Origin of the sequence: Marinobacterium litorale DSM 23545 (assembly GCF_000428985.1) — a bacterium.
GTDB lineage: Bacteria > Pseudomonadota > Gammaproteobacteria > Pseudomonadales > Balneatricaceae > Marinobacterium_D > Marinobacterium_D litorale.
This window is the reverse complement of the sequence record NZ_AUAZ01000005.1, coordinates 20,432-36,038: the sequence shown is the minus strand read 5'-3', so window position 1 is coordinate 36,038 and position 15,607 is coordinate 20,432. Positions and strand designations below refer to the sequence as shown.

Below are 15,607 nucleotides of genomic sequence, written 5' to 3'. Positions count from 1 at the left end.
AAGGCTCACTGGGAGGGTGCTTCTCCTGCCGCCTGTTTGCGCAGCAGGAAACGCTGGATCTTGCCGCTGGAGGTTTTAGGCAGATCGGTGACGAATTCGATTTCGCGGGGGAAAGCGTGGGTGGAGAGGCGGTTGCGAACATGCTGCTGCATCGCCTGCGCCAGGCTTTCATCGGCATCGAACTGTGGGTGGGTGACCACATAGGCTTTTACGATCGAGCCGCGCTCCGGGTCGGGTTTGCCGATCACGGCGCTTTCCACCACCGCTTCATGTTCGAGCAGAGTGTTTTCCACATCCGCGGGGCCGATCCGATAACCCGCCGAGGTGATGATATCGTCGTCACGGCCGGTATATGAGTGGGATCCGTCGCCGTTACTGATCACCACATCACCGGTCAGGTAGTAGCGTCCCTGGAACGGACTTTTTTCGCCCCAGGTATAGCCTTGGAAGAAAAACAGCGGCGAGTTGTCCATGTCGATGGCCAGCTCGCCGGTCTCACCCGCTTCCATCTCGTTAAGGTTGGGATCGAGCACCACCAGCCGGTGGCCGGGCAGGGGGTAACCCATGCTGCCGTCACGCATTGGGTGCTCCAGCTCATGGAAGTTGGCGGAGGTCATCCCGGTTTCCGTCTGGCCATACTGGTCGCAAACCCGGCAATCGAAAGCACGTTTTACCCAATTAACGATCTCCGGGTTAAGCGGCTCACCGGCGCTGTTGGCCACACGCAGGTCAATTTCCGGGTAATCGGCCAGTAGTTTGTCATGGGCTTTCAGCATGCGGTACGCGGTGGGGGCTGCAGCCAGATTGGTAATCTTGTAGCGGCGCAGGAACTCGAAGGTGTTCTCCGCCGTAAAACCTGCCTCGTTAAAATGCGTCGTGGATCCCAATAGCAGCGGGCCAACCACGGCGTAGTAAAGGCCATAGGCCCAGCCCGGATCGGCCACATTCCAGAAGTTATCGCTCTCGCGCAGGCCGATGGCATAGCGCATGTAGACGTAGAAGGCGGATAACGCCTTGGTGGGCACTGTTACGCCCTTTGACCGGCCGGTTGTGCCGGATGTGAACATCTGCAGGAAGGGGTCTTCAGGTCCAATCCGGACCGGATCGAACTGGTCTGACTGACTCTTCAGTGTCGGCCAGAACAGCGCTTCCGCTTCATCGGCCTGCGGGTGTCCTTCGTCGGCGACCAGAAGTGTCTTGGGAAGCCCGTTCACATCGGCAAGCTTGTGCCACTGATCCGGGTTGGTCACGATCAGTTTGGTGTCTGCTTTCTGTACCCGGTATTCGATGGCACCGGAGCCGAAGGCGGTGAACATGGGTTGGTAGACGGCACCGGCGCGTAACGTACCGAGGATGACGATCATCAGCTCCGGAGTGCGACTCAGCAGGGTCGATACGCGATCTCCCTTACCAATACCCTGGGCGTTTAAGAAGTTGGCGAACTGGGCCGAGCGCTGCAGCAGCTCGTGGAAGGTCATCTCGCCGCTGTTGCCATCAATTAATTCATAGCGCAGAGCCACCCGCTCGGGGTCTTCGGCCCAACGGTCACAGATCTCCTCGCAGACGTTGATACCGTTGGTGAAGTCGCCGACAAAATGCTCTGTTATCGACGCTGGGGTGAACTCCTTGATGAAGTTGCTGTAGCTGATCTTGTCCATTCTGAAACCCGTTTATTTTTGTAATGGGTGAGCCAGTCGACGCTGGCCAAAGGATGGTTGAATAAGGGATAATACCTATTCTGTTTCAGAGTGAGCGTATGCAATTCATCGGATCGAGAGAATGACAACTTTCGACAGATAATTTGACATCTTTTGCAGACCAACCGGCGAATAGTTCTTTACGGAGCGGCTCCGACTGCCATGAATAATCTGACCTTCTCCTCCCATTATGCGCGCGCCGTGCTTCAGGGCTATCGGGCTCAGGGAGGGGATGTGGAGGCGCTGCTGAGGTGTTGTGATATCCCCAACGACCTGATTGTTCAGCCCAAGGCGCGGTTACGTACCGAACAGTTTATTCGTTTATTCAGGCGGGTCTGGCACCGGTTGGATGACGAGTTTATGGGGCTGACATCCAAACCCTGTCGGATCGGACATTTTCACTTGATGGCGTCTCTGGTTGTGCACAGTCAAAATCTGGAGGAGGTGATTCGCCAAACTGTTCGGTGCTATGGCCTGTTCTCGGACGATATCGACCTTAGGCTGCGCATTGATGCGGGAGAGGTTGAGCTGAGCCTGACCCACCGCCATCCCGGACTCGACCCGGACCACTTTCTCGTCGAATGGCTTCTCATGGTTTGGCACCGGCTGATAGGCTGGTTGGTCGGGCGCAAGATCGTGCTGGCCCGTGCCTCCTTCACCCATCCTTTGCCGGCTCATTTCGACGAGTATCGGTTCATTTACCCCTGCACTTGCCAGTTTGAGCAGTCCGGTAACAGTATCTATTTCAGCACGCGTTACCTCAGTATGCCGGTCATGCGGACCTCGAAGGAGGTGGATCAATTTGTTCGGCGGGCACCGCGCGACCTGTTGATCTGGACCGATGAGGATAATAGCCACAGCAGCCGCGTGAGGCACCTGCTAGAGAGCTTTGAACAGGGTGGTTTGCCCAATCTGGACTGGGTATCGGAGCAGTTACATACCACTTCATACACCCTGTCGCGCAAGCTGAAAGCGGAAGGCACCTCCTATCAGGCGATCAAAGACAACCTGCGTCGTGACCAGGCGATCATGATGCTGACGCGCCAAAACCTCAGCATTGGCGACATTTCCAGTCAGTTGGGTTTTGCTGAGCCCGGTGCTTTCTCCCGGGCGTTCAAACACTGGACCGGCGTAAGTCCGCTGGCCTACCGGAAAATAGAGAAGTGATAGTTAACCTACCCAACTCGTAGTATTTTGCGCGCTCCTCCTCCGGCACCATATTGCCGCCGGTTGCCCAGGCGATATGGGTTGCCTGGGCGAGGCTGGCCTCCAAGCCAAGCTGCTTCAACGTTTTGTTGTCGGCTTTCTGCAGCCAGGCAAAACCCGGCAGACCGGCTGTAGCGGAGGGCTCAATAGACAGGTTTTCGCTATCGGCAACCAACTTAACAAGCGCATAAAGCGTATCGTCGCTGGCGGTAAAGATTCCGTCGAGCAGTGGGTCCATCAGCTCGCCGACAAAGGCGGAGGGGCGTCCCACGGCCAGACCATCCGCACAGGTGCGATTATCCAGACCTATATCCTGCACGCTGATACCGTTATGCAGCCCAGAGTGCATACCCAGTAACATGCAGGGGGAGTGGGTGGGTTCGGCGAAAAAGCAGTGAACCGCATCGCCAAACACATGCTTGAGGCCAAAGGCTACGCCGCCCGGACCACCGCCCACGCCGCAGGGGAGGTAGACGATCAGGGGGTGCTGGGTATCGACAGTGATTTGCTGTTCCTCCAGCTGTTTCTTCAGGCGCAATGCGGCCACGCTGTAGCCCAGGAACAGGGTGGTGGAGTCCTCGTCATCGACAAAGTGGCAGCGGGGTGTAGCCAGCGCCTCTTCGCGCCCCTGGGCGACCGCTACGCTGTAGTCGGATGGGTGCTCCACCACGTTGACGCCTTTGGAGCGCAACATCGCCTTTTTCCACTCCCGGGCATCGGAGGACATATGGACGGTCACCCTAAATCCGAGCTTAGCGCTCATGATACCGATGCTTAGCCCCAGATTACCGGTGGAGCCGACCACGATACTGTGCTGGCCGAACAGTGCTTTAAAGGGTTCGCTGTCAAAGCAGGTGTAGTCGATCCCGTCGTACAACAGGCCATTCTTTTGGGCCAGGCTCTCTGCATACTGCAAGATTTCGTAAATACCGCCACGTGCTTTTATGGACCCGGAGATCGGTAGATGGCTGTCGCATTTGATCAGCAGGTTGGCCGGCGTCTCGGTATCAAACAGGCTGGCGACCGCTTTGGCTGCTGAGTCGGTACGGATCAGGTCTGACTCGATAATACCGCCCCGTTCGGCGGTTTCCGGAAATACGGCTGCAAAGTAGGCGGCGAAACGTTCAAGCCGCGCGGCGGCATCCTCGATATCGGAATAGCTCAGCGGAAGCTGTGTGCGTACTGATTCGAAAGAGGTGGCCTTGGGGTTGATCCATAGCAGCTCTTCGCACTGCTGCAAACGATGCAGCAGTGGGTCGGAAGCGTTTTGGTCCAACCAGTCTTGGATTGTCAGGGGATTCACTTCGCCGGTGGCTCGTCGCGCAGGAAGATCCACTTGTTGCCCTCGGACTGTTCCGGGCTGAAATAGTAACCCTCCAGGTCAAAGCCCTTTAAAGCTTCGGGTTCATCAATACGGTTCTCGATGATGTAGCGGCTCATCAAGCCACGCGCCTTTTTGGCGTAGAAACTGATGATCTTGTACTGGCCGTTTTTCAGATCCTTGAAATCCGGCGTGATGATGTCGGCTTTCAAGGACTTTGCCTTCACCGACTTGAAGTACTCGTTGGAGGCCAGGTTAACCAGTACCGGGCTTTTCTGCTGATTGAGCTCCGCCTGAAGCGATTCGGTAATGATGTTGCCCCAGAACTGGTAGAGGTTATCGCCGCGCTTGGTTTTCAGTTTGGTGCCCATCTCCAGACGGTAGGGCTCAAGCAGGTCGAGTGGGCGCAACACGCCATAAAGGCCGGAGAGAATACGAAGATGGCTCTGGGCGAACTCGAAATCAGCCTCGCTGAATTGATCCGCCTGCAGACCGGAATAGACATCGCCGTTAAAGGCCAGTACGGCAGGTCGTGCATTATCCAGCGTGTGTTCAGGTTCCCAACTCTCGTAACGGGCTACATTAAGGCTGGCCAGCTTATCGCTGAGCTTCATCAGATCGGCCACATCCTGTACCGCCAACGTACGCATCTGTTCAATCAGCTCAGCGGAGTGTTCTAGGAAACGGGGTTCGGTGTGGGTCTGAGTCGCCAGAGGCGACTCATAGTCCAGCGCCTTGGCCGGGGAGATCACAGTCAGCATATCGGTGCGCCCTGAAAATTTGGAATGGTATGGCGTCGATAATACCCGACGCTACAGGCAGGAAAAAGATCGCCCGGCGGGGCCGGGCGAAAACTCTGAGGTGTTTCAGTGTGTTAGTGCGTATTACGCAATCGGGCGTTCAGGTCATCAACCACTTCCGCCCAGTCGGAATCGCTGACGATAGCCTCGCGCAGAAATTCGGCCTGAGCATCGGACCAGAAGGTTGCCTTGTGCAGAGGAACCTCTTCCGAAAACAACTGGTGGTTCTGGATAAACCGGTCGATTGCCTGGTTATCGCTGGGCAGGCCAAGCTGTTCGAACAGGGTGCTTAATGTGTGAGTACTGGTATCCATGTTTTCGCCTCCCTTGATTACAACATTCTTAAGCGCCGAAACGCTTCAAGTAACAGGTCAACTCTTTCAAGGCCTACGGCAACTCGGCCCGGTTGGATCAGAGCCGTTTGCTTACTGTGGTTAAGTATGGATCGGCTCAGAGAGATGTCAAAGTGACGGGCATGACTGAAGGGTCAAAGCTGTGGCTGGATCGTGTATGATATGGCGCCTCAGACGTGATGGAACCCAACGAGTGAATCATGAGTAAGAAGACGGTACTGACCGGTATTACCACCACCGGCACTCCCCATATCGGTAACTACCTGGGTGCGATCCGCCCGGCGATTGAAGCCAGTGAAAACCCGGCCTATAACAGCTACTTCTTTCTGGCCGACTACCATGCCCTGATCAAATGCCATGATCCGGAGCGTGTGGCCCAGTCGACCCGCGAAATCGCCGCCACCTGGCTGGCGCTGGGGCTGGATACCGACAAGGCGACTTTTTACCGTCAGACCGATATTCCCGAGATTCCGGAGCTGACCTGGATTCTGACCTGCCATACCTCCAAGGGGCTGATGAACCGCGCCCATGCCTATAAGGCATCGGTGGACGCGAATCGGGACGCGGGTAAGGACGATCTGGATGATGGCGTAACCATGGGCTTGTTCAGCTACCCGATCCTGATGGCGGCGGATATCCTGATGTTTAATGCCGATATCATTCCGGTCGGCAAGGATCAGGTTCAGCATATCGAAATGGCCCGGGATATCGCCGGTCGTTTCAATCATAGTTACGAGCCACTCTTCACACTGCCGGAAGCGCAGGTGGATGAAGAGACCCAGCTGATTCCGGGGCTGGATGGACGCAAGATGTCCAAGAGTTACGACAACACCATACCGCTGTTCTGTTCCAGCGACGAGCTGCGCAGCCTGATTAACAAGATCAAGACCGACCTGCGTGAGCCGGGCGAGCCGAAGGATGCGGATAACAGCACCCTGTTCCAGCTCTACAGCTATTTCGCCAGTGCTGATGAGCAGGCGCAGATGCGTCGTCGTTACGAGGATGGGATCGCCTGGGGGGATGCCAAGCGTGAACTGTTCGAGTTTCTTGATGCACGGCTCAGCGAGCCCCGTCAGCGCTACAATGAGCTGATGAACGATATGGGTCATGTGGAGCAGGTACTGCACAAGGGTGCGGAGCGGGCTCGTGCGTATGCGGCGCCGCTGTTGGAAAAGGTGCGTATCGCGGCCGGTATCCGACCGCTGACCTATGTGGCAACCGATAATGCAGCCCGGGATACTAAGAAAAAGGAAAAGAGTGCCGAGGAACTGGCGCGCATCGAAGAGGGGCGTCGACGTGCTATTCTCAAGCAGGTCCAGCATCTGATTGACCGGGTCACAGGTGCGGATGACAAGGGCGCTGAAGCACTGCGCGTTGTAGAAGAGAAAAGTGCGGAAGTGGAAGGGCTCAAGAAAAAAGCGCGCCAGAAAGCACAGAACGAGCTGGATCTGCTGCGCGAAGAGCTGGCCGAGTTCCTGGCTTGAGCCAGGACAGGCCGGCTTTACCAAACTGATCAGGAGAGGGAACCCATGTATCGGACCTTGATTACCGTGGAGCAGTTGGAAACACTGGCCGAGCCGCTGATTTTCGACTGCCGTTTTAATCTGGCCGATACAGGAGCAGGTGAACGTGCCTACCGAGAGGGGCATATCCCCGGCGCGATCTACCTGAATCTGGATCATGACCTTTCATCCCCCATCACGCCGGAATCCGGACGTCATCCGCTGCCCGATGCCGCTCAACTGGCTTCGCGCCTGGCGGCTGTCGGGTTGACCCCGTCGCGCCAGGTCGTGGTATATGATGACGCCGGTGGGGCTGTTGCAGCGCGTGCCTGGTGGTTGCTGCGCTGGCTGGGGCATGAGGCGGTGGCCGTGCTTGATGGCGGTTGGCCCGCTTGGTGTGAGCAGCACTCGCCGGCAACGCATAATCCGCGTTTGCTCCCGGGAGCCGACATCCCGCTGACAGCTGAACCGGATGCCGAGCGTTTTATCGATGTGGGCGCACTTCAGCTGTCGCTGAAGCTGGGTCAGATCGTTCTTTTCGATGCGCGTGCCGCGGAGCGCTTTAACGGCGAGATGGAGCCTATCGATCCGGTCGCTGGCCATGTGCCGGGCGCGATCAATGCCCCCCTGAGCGGGAATCTGGATCAAAGCGGTCGATTCCATCCCAGCACAGTATTGCGCAAGCGGTGGCTTGAATTGCTGGGAGATCAGGACCCGAGAGCTGCCGTTCACATGTGCGGCTCCGGCGTAACCGCCTGTCATAACCTGCTGGCCATGGAGCATGCGGGTTTGAGTGGTGCAAGGCTCTATCCCGGCTCTTGGAGCGAGTGGATTCGAGACCCGGCGCGTCCTATCGCATGAATTATTTTGTTATTAAGTTACATAAAAGACGTGTTTAAGCGTCGTATTCCGCTCAAGGTAGCGCGGGATAGCGAATTTTTCTCACGAATAACCCCAGCGTTCATCAGTCATTTCATTGTCATCTCCCATCGTTAGGCTATACTTGTGTAAATAAATTACAAAAAATAAGTGACCTGGGGGTAGATATGGAAATTCAGCAGATTACCAAGACGATTGCGATTCTCGGTGTGGATGGCGAGAATTTCGAGGTGGGTGGTGTGTATATCGGAGAGGCGCGTAAACCCGCCTGGTATACAGTCACCAAATCCGGCGATGACAGCGTACATTTTGAGAAGTTGGAAAGCTTCCCGAGTCACGCCGAAATTCGTGAAATGACTCACTGATCCAGACGATCAGCATGAAAAAAGCCGCGGCCTGTGCCGCGGCTTTTTCGTTGGCGGGGATGACCGACCGGTCCTTACTGGACCATTTCGTTGTCGGTAAACATACCGTCGAAAAGTGCGGTGGAGAGGTAGCGTTCTCCGGAATCCGGCAGTACCACTACGATCATCTTATCCTTGTTCTCCGGCTTGGCGGCGATGCGCAAGGCTGCTGTCGCAGCAGCACCGCAGGAGATGCCGGCCAGGATACCCTCTTTTTGCATGATGTCGCGGGCCGTGGCGATTGCTTCGTCATTGCTGACCTGCTCGACGGCATCGACCAGCGACAGGTCCAGGTTCTTGGGTACAAAACCCGCGCCAATCCCCTGGATCTTGTGCGGGGCCGGCTTCACCTCATCTCCCTGGATGGTCTGAGTGATCACGGGTGAGTCGGTGGGCTCTACCGCGATCGAGGTGATCGCTTTACCCGCTTCCTGTTTGATGTAGCGGGAGACGCCGGTAATGGTACCGCCGGTGCCGACGCCGGCGACCAGAATATCGATCTGGCCATCGGTATCGCGCCAGATCTCCGGACCCGTGGTCTTTTCATGGATCTCCGGATTGGCGGGATTTTCGAACTGCTGCAGCATCAGGTAGTGGCCCGGATTCCCGTCGACCAGCTCCTGTGCCTTGGCAATGGCGCCCTTCATGCCCTTGGCGGGCTCGGTCAGGACGATCTCAGCCCCGAGGGCTTTCATCAGCTTGCGGCGCTCCAGCGACATGGAGGAGGGCATGGTCAGGATCAGCTTGTAGCCTTTTGCCGCTGCGACAAAGGCCAGGCCGATACCGGTGTTACCGCTGGTGGGCTCCACCAGTGTTACGCCGGGCTTGAGCTGGCCGCTCTGTTCCGCCGCATTGATCATGCTGGCGCCAATACGGCATTTGACGGAACCGGCCGGGTTGCGGGACTCCAGCTTGGCGTACAGGTTACCCGCGGGCCACAGGTGCTTGAGACGAACCAGCGGAGTGTTGCCGATGGTCTGGGAGTTATCGTCGTAGATGTTCATAGCTCTCCTGATCCTTGAAGTCTGATGTAGGTCGTTCGTATTGACTGGCAGACAGTTTAACCAACCTGTGGCAAATTGCTCATACAGTCTTTGCATAAGGTTATAAAAAAGTTAATCCATATAATGTATCAATGTTTCGATTCCACCTGCGTCGCTTGCGCTGGCCATTCTGACTGCGCACTATGGGGCTCCGAATCTGAAAGGAGTCTGCTATGCGCCTCTTGATGAAACTACTCTCTCCGCTGGTGTTCTGGGTTGGCTATGGCTTGTTCCGCAGTCCATTGCTGCGCAGGTCCCGTAGCCGCCATAACTGGGCGATGAAAGTGCTGCGTTTTGCCGCCGACAACGGGCATCGGCGTGCACTGTCGGTGTATGGTCATCTGCTGCACTTTCGCGGTGAGGGGGTCGCCAACAGGATCCAGGGGGCCATTTACCTGCAACGCGCGGCCGAGATGGGGGATAGCAAGGCGCTCTACCAGATGGGACGCATCCACGAGAACGGATATGAGCACCACTTTCCGGTTGATCCGGCGAAAGCGTTAGAGGCTTATCGTCAGGCCGCTGAGCTGGGCCATCCGCTGGCAATTCGGCGCATGGAACAGCTGGACGAATCCGGCGAGTTCGATTCAGAGCAAACGCACTGAATATTCCACACTGACTTTGCCGTTCGCCGGGACATCCAGCACCCACTCCAGATGAGGACCTTTCTCCGTTGCTGCGGGCTGACTCTCCAGCAATATGCGTGACTGGCCAAACAGAGCGCTCAGCTCCACCTGACGTGGCTCCTCACCGCTGTTTCTGACTTCAATCTGATAACCGATCCTGAGTGCCTGACCCTGCCGCTCGTAGGCGGTTTGAGTCTGCTCCACGGTCAGATCGAATGCTTCGCCCAGTGTTAGCGTGACCTCTTCACCGGCGGCGGAGGAAGGTAGCTGCTGTCCACCGATATAGAGCAGGCCAGACTCGGAATCTTCGCTGAACACCCGTGCGGAACCGGCGGGTAGTGGCGCGCTCTGCTCATCGGTATCCGGCAGGGTAAAGGTGATCTCCTTCCGCGGGTGGCCAATCAGGGCTTCCCGTTGGGTGCCGCTGTTGACCTGTTGGCTGAAGCGGTAATGGGTGGCCACATCCATCTCGATAGGGGCTTGCAGGGGGAGAGTGACTGCCTCGCCATTGGGCAGTGTCACCGGCTGCGGCAGCGTGTACAGCTGGTAATCCTGCAATGCCTCTCGCTGGGCGGGTGAGGGTGCGCGCGATGCAGACAGCGCTTCCATGGCATACATTCGGGGCGCGCCGCCACGGGGCTGGTTGACATCACCGGCGAGTAATTTCACCCGCGAATTCTGGATATCAGTACCGGTTTGATTGTGGATAGTGGCGCGCCCCTCCAGACGAATGCGTTCCGTCTCCGGCAGCATTTTCAGGTGGTAGGAGGCATTCCAGCCCATGCCGCTGCTCAGGTAGTCCAGTTGCAGCGAATCACTGTTATGCCCGGTCAGGTTAAGCTCAAGGTAGGGGGCGTTGCTGTATTGAGCGGCGGGCTCCAGCAAAATCCGCCAGGGTGAGTCAAAGGCGATTCGCTCACTGTGGCTCTGGTCAGATATCAATATCCCATTGCCGTCTACGGCCACCAGTTCGACCTGGCGCTCTTCCCCGGTTTGTGTCGACTGTAATCGGATTGGCTGCCCCAGGCGCTCCGAGAGCAGAGCGTTGAAATTGGGTACTTCACCTCGGAAGCGAATTGAAGACAGTGTTCCAGAAGGCCCGGTGAGAAGCGACTCCGGCTGAATGAGCTGGCTGACATCCGTGATCCGAACAGGGGGTTGAAGGGGGGTGTCGATCCGGTAGCGCTCGGTAAAGAGGGCCAGATCCTGCTGGTAAATGGTCAGGCTGCGTTCGATTCGTTCCTGCTCACCCAGAACGCTACTGGCTTGGGCGGAAGCGGTCAGCAGCAGGGATGAAGCCAGGGTCAGCAGGTATCGATTCATGGTTCTCTCCTGTGGGGATGGTCAATAGGCTCTTGCACTCAGGGTGTGCCACTTTTCAGGTCCAGCGCCACGCGAAAGCCCCAGCTATTACGGCGGGTATCCGGTGGATGGCGATAGCGACTGGCGGAGCGAATGACCCGGGGGATATCGAACCAGGAGCCGCCACGCATAACCCGGTGCTGACACCCATTGATCTCCAGCGCTTGCCCATCGGTTGGTACCGAGTCGTAGCTTTGAGCGTAGCAATCCTGCACCCACTCATCCACATTGCCGTTAAGGTCGTGTACGCCCCAGGGGTTGGCGGGAACGCTCCCCACCGGCGCGGGCTTCAGCGCATCCCATTCGGTACCGCAGCCATCGCACACCGCCATTCCGGCCGTGGCTTCATCACCCCACCAGTAGATGGTTTCGGTACCGGCTCGTGCTACATACTCCCATTCCCCTTCCGTGGGCAGCCGGTAGGGCTCGCCGGTTTTTGCGGCCAGCCAGCGGGTATAGGCTTGGGCGTCATGCCAGCTTACATTGACCACCGGCTGCGTACCCCGGCCCCAGCCCTCATCATTCGGCAGCGTACGTCCGGTTTCCTGGGCGAAGAGATCGTACTCCTCGAAGGTCACTTCAAAACGGGAGAGAGCGAAACGGGTATCCAGTATCACTTCGTGCACCGGATATTCATTGTCGTCGCCCCGGCCGTGAAGATCACCCATTCGAAAGCGCCCCTCGGGTATGACTACCATCTGTGGGGCGTACTGGCCTGGTGCCCACTGGTCACGAAACACGGTCAGGTTGTCGGCTACACGTGGCTCAGTCCGCAGGCTAGCCGCGTCGTTGACGATCGGTGCATCGACCGGCGGTTGCTCCATGTCGTTGCGCGCTGTGGCCTTGTCTATCGCAGAGCCTGGCTCAGTCGCCGGTTCTGTTTCAGTTTGCTGTGCGGCCTCTTCCAGTTGGCGCTGCAGCTCGGCGTTTTGCGCCAGTACACGGGAGAGGCGGGATTGATCAGACGAGGCGGAGTTTGATGCGAACTGATAACCCAGTAAAACGCCGGCGATAAACAGGGCGGCGCCCCCCAGAGCGAGACGCATGCGCGGGCCGGGTACAAAGCTGAAACCCTTTTTCTCACGAGATAGTGCGTTTTCGGGCGCTGGCGGCTGAGGGGCCTCATTGACCTCCGGTGCGGGTGTCTCGGGGGCAGCGGGGTCTTCGTAGATCAGGCGCAACAGTTCCAACGGCGACAGTGGGCGCTCGTCCGGATCCGGTGAAAGTGCGCTCTGTAGCACTTTCCACTGGCTCTTGGTTAGACCACTCGGCGCTTTGAGCTCACGTTGAACGCGGCTGGCTTCGTCATCCTCCACGGTGTAGGCGGGTCTGCCGCTGTAAACCTGATAGATCATGCAACCCAGGGCGAACACGTCCTCGGTGGCATCAAGAACATTGGGGTGAAAGGCATCGGCCGATTGCCAGGCCCGGTAACCGGGGGGCGCGGGCAGAATCTCCAGCAAAGGATCGAGCAGAGGACGCCAGCCATAGCCCATCAGGCGAACGCCGTTACCGCGATTGATATAGATCAGATCGGCACAGAGGGTGGCGTGGGGCTGGCCGGTTGCTTCGATATGCGCTTCCAGAGCCTTGCCCACCTGTGTAATCAGGCCCCGTTTCTGCTTGTCATTGAGCTTGCCAGCCCGGCCATCGGCAAACATCTTGGCCAGGGTCAGGCCGTCCAATGCTTCCCAGGAAGCGAAGGCCAGCTTACGCCAGCTGAACAGGCCATAGCATCGTGCGACGTGACGGTCCTTTAGCGCGCGGTTACGATTGAGTGTATCGCGCAGTTTCTCCACAAACCCGGACTGGCCGAGGAGTAACGGTTCCAGAAACAGCAGCGTTACCGGTGTGGGGGTTCGGGTGGAGACATCCTCGGCGAGCCAGAGACGGCCTAACGGGTGATGGGTGTCGAGCGCTTCTTTCAGGCGAAAGCGGTGGTGATCCGGCCCGATGACGGCATCGGGCTTGAGACTCTCGAGTTGTGTCAGGATCGCGCTGTCCATATGCTTTCGTCCCGATGAGGCCGCCGGCTCGGGGCGGTGTTGCCTTTATTCTGAAGTATCCAGCGCCGGGAAGGATTTTACCAGCTCATCCACCGCCTTCATCTGGCTCAGGTAGGGCTCCAGTTTATCCAGCGGCAGCGCGCAAGGACCATCACATTTGGCCTCTGCCGGTTTGGGGTGGGCTTCCAGAAACAGCCCGGCGATCCCCTGGGAGAGTCCGGCGCGGGACAGCTGTGCCACCAGAGCGCGTCGGCCATCGGCGGAATCTGCCCGTCCTCCCGGCATCTGCAGGGCGTGGGTGGCGTCAAACATGACCGGATAGCCAAACGCCTTCATGACACTGAAGCCCAGCATATCCACAACCAGGTTATTGTAGCCGAAGCTGGTGCCGCGCTCGCAGAGGATCAGCTTGTCGTTTCCGGCTTCTTCGCATTTGTGCAGGATATGTTTCATCTCCTGCGGAGCCAGGAACTGGGCTTTCTTGATGTTAATCACCGCGCCGGTTTCAGCCATGGCGACTACGAGGTCGGTTTGGCGCGAGAGAAAAGCCGGCAATTGAATAATGTCGCAGACTTCGGCGACGGGGGCCGCCTGGTAGGGTTCGTGTACATCCGTGATCAGAGGTACGTTGAAGGTCTGCTTGATCTCCTCAAGAATCTTCAGTCCCTCTTCCAGGCCGGGGCCACGGAATGAATTAAGCGAGGAGCGGTTGGCTTTGTCGAAAGAGGCTTTGAACACATAGGGAATCGCCAGTTTTTCGGTGACTGTCACGTAGTGCTCGGCTATGCGCATTGCCAGGTCGCGTGACTCGAGAACGTTCATTCCACCGAACAGCACCATGGGCTGATCGTTACCAATAGCGATGTTGCCGGCTTTTACCACTGTTTGTTGCATGTCCTACTCTCGTCCGGTTTCCGATGAGAGGCCATTATAGGCCATCCGTCGGAAAATGAGCGGCGAATTTCTCGATCCACTCCTGGGCCGCCGTTTCCGGCGACAAACGCTGGCCCTGACGTCGCTGAAGCTGGCGGTAGTGATCGATATGGCAGATCTGCTCCAGCATGCGGATGCGATAGAGCTCCTCGGAGCTGAAAAAGCCGACGCCGAGCTGCCAGTCCTGTCCTTGCCGGCGACACCAGACAACAATACCGGAGCTCCGTATCTCGGGCCCGATACGGGGGCTGGTGATACGGACCGGCGTGCCGGCAGTGAATGCCTGCTCGGTATTACAGATCAGCCCTAAGGGGAGTGTCTGGCCCTGCTGATGAAACGTCGGTTGTGCCTCGATGCGCAGAGGCATGTCCGCCGGATGTTGAATATAGCTCGATGGGCTCTGGTGCTCGCTCATTGCCTCTCACCTCGTGGAATCGACCGCTAAACGGAGGTCCGTGCGGCAAGGATTCCTGCTCCTCAGATGTTTATCGGCGTGCTGGTGCGATGCTTTACACGGCAGTGGTTAGCATCAACTCCAGCCCTAACCAGAATGCAAGCAAGGCACATGCCATAAGGCCGGTCATGTACCATCGATTGCGGGTGAGAAGCTGTTCTTCGTCGAATGTGGAGAGTAGATAGGGGTGGCCACGGAGGTCCGGGTTCATCAGAACGTGCATGGTGGGGATCTCATCCAACTCGCCCTGGCGGGCTCTTGCCTCTTTACGGGCGGCAAGACGGGCCTGTTCCCACTCCTGGAGGTCAATTTTGCCGTCGCCATCGGCATCAAAGCGGTCAATTAATGCCGCCTGGTCGGCTTTCCAGTCGCGCAGTATCTCCGCACTGGTGGTTTTCAGGTCGAGCCTTTCGCGGCCGCCTCCGACACTGCGAAATTCGGCCAGCGCGTAGAGCGGTTCGTATTCGAAGATCAGCTCTTCGGTATAACGATACCGGCCACTACTGCCGAGAATGTTCTGTTTATATCGGCTAAAGACACCTACCTGGGCAAAGCCTCCCGAGCCAGGCATGGCATAGCCCGATCCCGGGTATTCGCTGCTGCCGAACCACACCTGTTTGTGTCGTGTTTTGACAATAGCCCCTTCCGGGTCGACAAGACAGGTGCCGGTGTTGTCGTTGATCTGGAACCAGCTTTCCGAGGTTTCATTGCGAACGGTTCGCCAGCTGTCGCGTTTATTGTCACTGCTGCGCTCTCGTCGCTCCACCTTGATGCGATACCAGACGCAGGGCCGCTGAGAAAGGGGAGAGTTCAGCATCCCGTTCTCTCCTGCAATCACGTGGCCGATGATCTCGACATAGCCCTGTGGCGCCGAGCGTATCAAAGCGGTTGGGGTATCGGAAATCAGCCGAATATGGCGATAAATCCGAAAGGCCAGGTAGACCAGTATTAAAAAACCGACGGCGCAGCCGATCATGCCAAACAGGCGCTCGTTTGGGCTGACGTTCAGGTCAAGAAACAT

At 57.5% G+C, this 15,607-nt stretch carries 15 protein-coding genes; 5 read left to right on the top strand and 10 right to left on the bottom strand.

The window, feature by feature from the left end:
- Positions 1–5: 5 nt before the first annotated feature.
- Positions 6–1,658 (bottom strand): AMP-binding protein, encoded by a 1,653-nt coding sequence (locus G403_RS0105720; protein ID WP_027853140.1) that lies wholly within the window; start codon positions 1,656–1,658, stop codon positions 6–8.
- Between the two features lie 201 nt (positions 1,659–1,859).
- Between G403_RS0105720 and G403_RS0105715 the strand changes: the two genes are divergently transcribed.
- Positions 1,860–2,864: an AraC family transcriptional regulator gene (locus G403_RS0105715; RefSeq protein WP_036232745.1), complete on the top strand. Its 1,005-nt coding sequence runs from the start codon at positions 1,860–1,862 to the stop codon at positions 2,862–2,864.
- Here G403_RS0105715 and G403_RS22345 read toward each other — a convergent pair.
- From G403_RS22345 to G403_RS0105700, 3 genes are all read right to left on the bottom strand, one after another.
- Complete coding sequence (locus tag G403_RS22345) at positions 2,812–4,206, bottom strand: D-serine ammonia-lyase (RefSeq protein WP_281171139.1); 1,395 nt, start codon at positions 4,204–4,206, stop codon at positions 2,812–2,814. The genes G403_RS0105715 and G403_RS22345 overlap by 53 nt on opposite strands.
- Complete coding sequence (gene yaaA / locus G403_RS0105705) at positions 4,203–4,985, bottom strand: peroxide stress protein YaaA (protein WP_027853138.1); 783 nt, start codon at positions 4,983–4,985, stop codon at positions 4,203–4,205. Before yaaA ends, G403_RS22345 begins: the two co-directional genes overlap by 4 nt.
- 113 nt (positions 4,986–5,098) lie before the next feature.
- Complete coding sequence (locus G403_RS0105700; RefSeq protein ID WP_027853137.1) at positions 5,099–5,338, bottom strand: DUF2789 domain-containing protein; 240 nt, start codon at positions 5,336–5,338, stop codon at positions 5,099–5,101.
- Between the two features lie 239 nt (positions 5,339–5,577).
- Between G403_RS0105700 and G403_RS0105695 the strand changes: the two genes are divergently transcribed.
- From G403_RS0105695 to G403_RS0105685, 3 genes are all read left to right on the top strand, one after another.
- A complete protein-coding gene (locus G403_RS0105695) occupies positions 5,578–6,861 on the top strand; it encodes a tryptophan--tRNA ligase (protein WP_027853136.1) in 1,284 nt (427 codons plus the stop codon).
- 45 nt (positions 6,862–6,906) lie between these two features.
- The gene (locus G403_RS0105690) at positions 6,907–7,740 is read left to right on the top strand and encodes a sulfurtransferase (protein ID WP_027853135.1); all 834 of its coding nucleotides are present in this window, start codon (positions 6,907–6,909) and stop codon (positions 7,738–7,740) included.
- Positions 7,741–7,925: 185 nt separating this feature from the next.
- Entirely contained in the window at positions 7,926–8,123 is a 198-nt protein-coding gene (locus G403_RS0105685; protein WP_027853134.1) for a hypothetical protein, read from the top strand.
- Positions 8,124–8,197: 74 nt separating this feature from the next.
- On the opposite strand, the gene cysK is transcribed toward G403_RS0105685, so the two are convergent.
- The gene (gene cysK / locus G403_RS0105680) at positions 8,198–9,166 is read right to left on the bottom strand and encodes a cysteine synthase A (RefSeq protein ID WP_027853133.1); all 969 of its coding nucleotides are present in this window, start codon (positions 9,164–9,166) and stop codon (positions 8,198–8,200) included.
- A 212-nt stretch (positions 9,167–9,378) separates the two neighbouring features.
- On the opposite strand from cysK, the gene G403_RS22340 reads away from it, so the two are divergent.
- Entirely contained in the window at positions 9,379–9,810 is a 432-nt protein-coding gene (locus G403_RS22340) for a tetratricopeptide repeat protein (RefSeq protein ID WP_036232743.1), read from the top strand.
- Here the strand turns inward: G403_RS22340 and G403_RS0105670 are convergent.
- From G403_RS0105670 to G403_RS22330, 5 genes are all read right to left on the bottom strand, one after another.
- Complete coding sequence (locus tag G403_RS0105670; protein ID WP_027853132.1) at positions 9,793–11,154, bottom strand: DUF4139 domain-containing protein; 1,362 nt, start codon at positions 11,152–11,154, stop codon at positions 9,793–9,795. The genes G403_RS22340 and G403_RS0105670 overlap by 18 nt on opposite strands.
- 38 nt (positions 11,155–11,192) lie before the next feature.
- Complete coding sequence (locus G403_RS25450; RefSeq protein WP_051298594.1) at positions 11,193–13,199, bottom strand: SUMF1/EgtB/PvdO family nonheme iron enzyme; 2,007 nt, start codon at positions 13,197–13,199, stop codon at positions 11,193–11,195.
- 45 nt (positions 13,200–13,244) lie between these two features.
- Complete coding sequence (gene kdsA, locus G403_RS0105660; RefSeq protein WP_027853131.1) at positions 13,245–14,093, bottom strand: 3-deoxy-8-phosphooctulonate synthase; 849 nt, start codon at positions 14,091–14,093, stop codon at positions 13,245–13,247.
- A 34-nt stretch (positions 14,094–14,127) separates the two neighbouring features.
- Positions 14,128–14,547: a hypothetical protein gene (locus tag G403_RS0105655; RefSeq protein ID WP_027853130.1), complete on the bottom strand. Its 420-nt coding sequence runs from the start codon at positions 14,545–14,547 to the stop codon at positions 14,128–14,130.
- A 94-nt stretch (positions 14,548–14,641) separates the two neighbouring features.
- Entirely contained in the window at positions 14,642–15,607 is a 966-nt protein-coding gene (locus tag G403_RS22330) for a GIDE domain-containing protein (RefSeq protein WP_051298593.1), read from the bottom strand.

Coding starts and splice junctions, on each gene's coding strand:
- G403_RS0105720 (WP_027853140.1), bottom strand. CDS start 1,658: ATGGACAAGATCAGCTACAGCAACTTCATCAAGGAGTTCACCCCAGCG.
- G403_RS0105715 (WP_036232745.1), top strand. CDS start 1,860: ATGAATAATCTGACCTTCTCCTCCCATTATGCGCGCGCCGTGCTTCAG.
- yaaA (WP_027853138.1), bottom strand. CDS start 4,985: ATGCTGACTGTGATCTCCCCGGCCAAGGCGCTGGACTATGAGTCGCCT.
- G403_RS0105700 (WP_027853137.1), bottom strand. CDS start 5,338: ATGGATACCAGTACTCACACATTAAGCACCCTGTTCGAACAGCTTGGC.
- G403_RS0105695 (WP_027853136.1), top strand. CDS start 5,578: ATGAGTAAGAAGACGGTACTGACCGGTATTACCACCACCGGCACTCCC.
- G403_RS0105690 (WP_027853135.1), top strand. CDS start 6,907: ATGTATCGGACCTTGATTACCGTGGAGCAGTTGGAAACACTGGCCGAG.
- G403_RS0105685 (WP_027853134.1), top strand. CDS start 7,926: ATGGAAATTCAGCAGATTACCAAGACGATTGCGATTCTCGGTGTGGAT.
- cysK (WP_027853133.1), bottom strand. CDS start 9,166: ATGAACATCTACGACGATAACTCCCAGACCATCGGCAACACTCCGCTG.
- G403_RS22340 (WP_036232743.1), top strand. CDS start 9,379: ATGCGCCTCTTGATGAAACTACTCTCTCCGCTGGTGTTCTGGGTTGGC.
- G403_RS0105670 (WP_027853132.1), bottom strand. CDS start 11,154: ATGAATCGATACCTGCTGACCCTGGCTTCATCCCTGCTGCTGACCGCT.
- G403_RS25450 (WP_051298594.1), bottom strand. CDS start 13,199: ATGGACAGCGCGATCCTGACACAACTCGAGAGTCTCAAGCCCGATGCC.
- kdsA (WP_027853131.1), bottom strand. CDS start 14,093: ATGCAACAAACAGTGGTAAAAGCCGGCAACATCGCTATTGGTAACGAT.
- G403_RS0105655 (WP_027853130.1), bottom strand. CDS start 14,547: ATGAGCGAGCACCAGAGCCCATCGAGCTATATTCAACATCCGGCGGAC.
- G403_RS22330 (WP_051298593.1), bottom strand. CDS start 15,607: ATGTTTCTTGACCTGAACGTCAGCCCAAACGAGCGCCTGTTTGGCATG.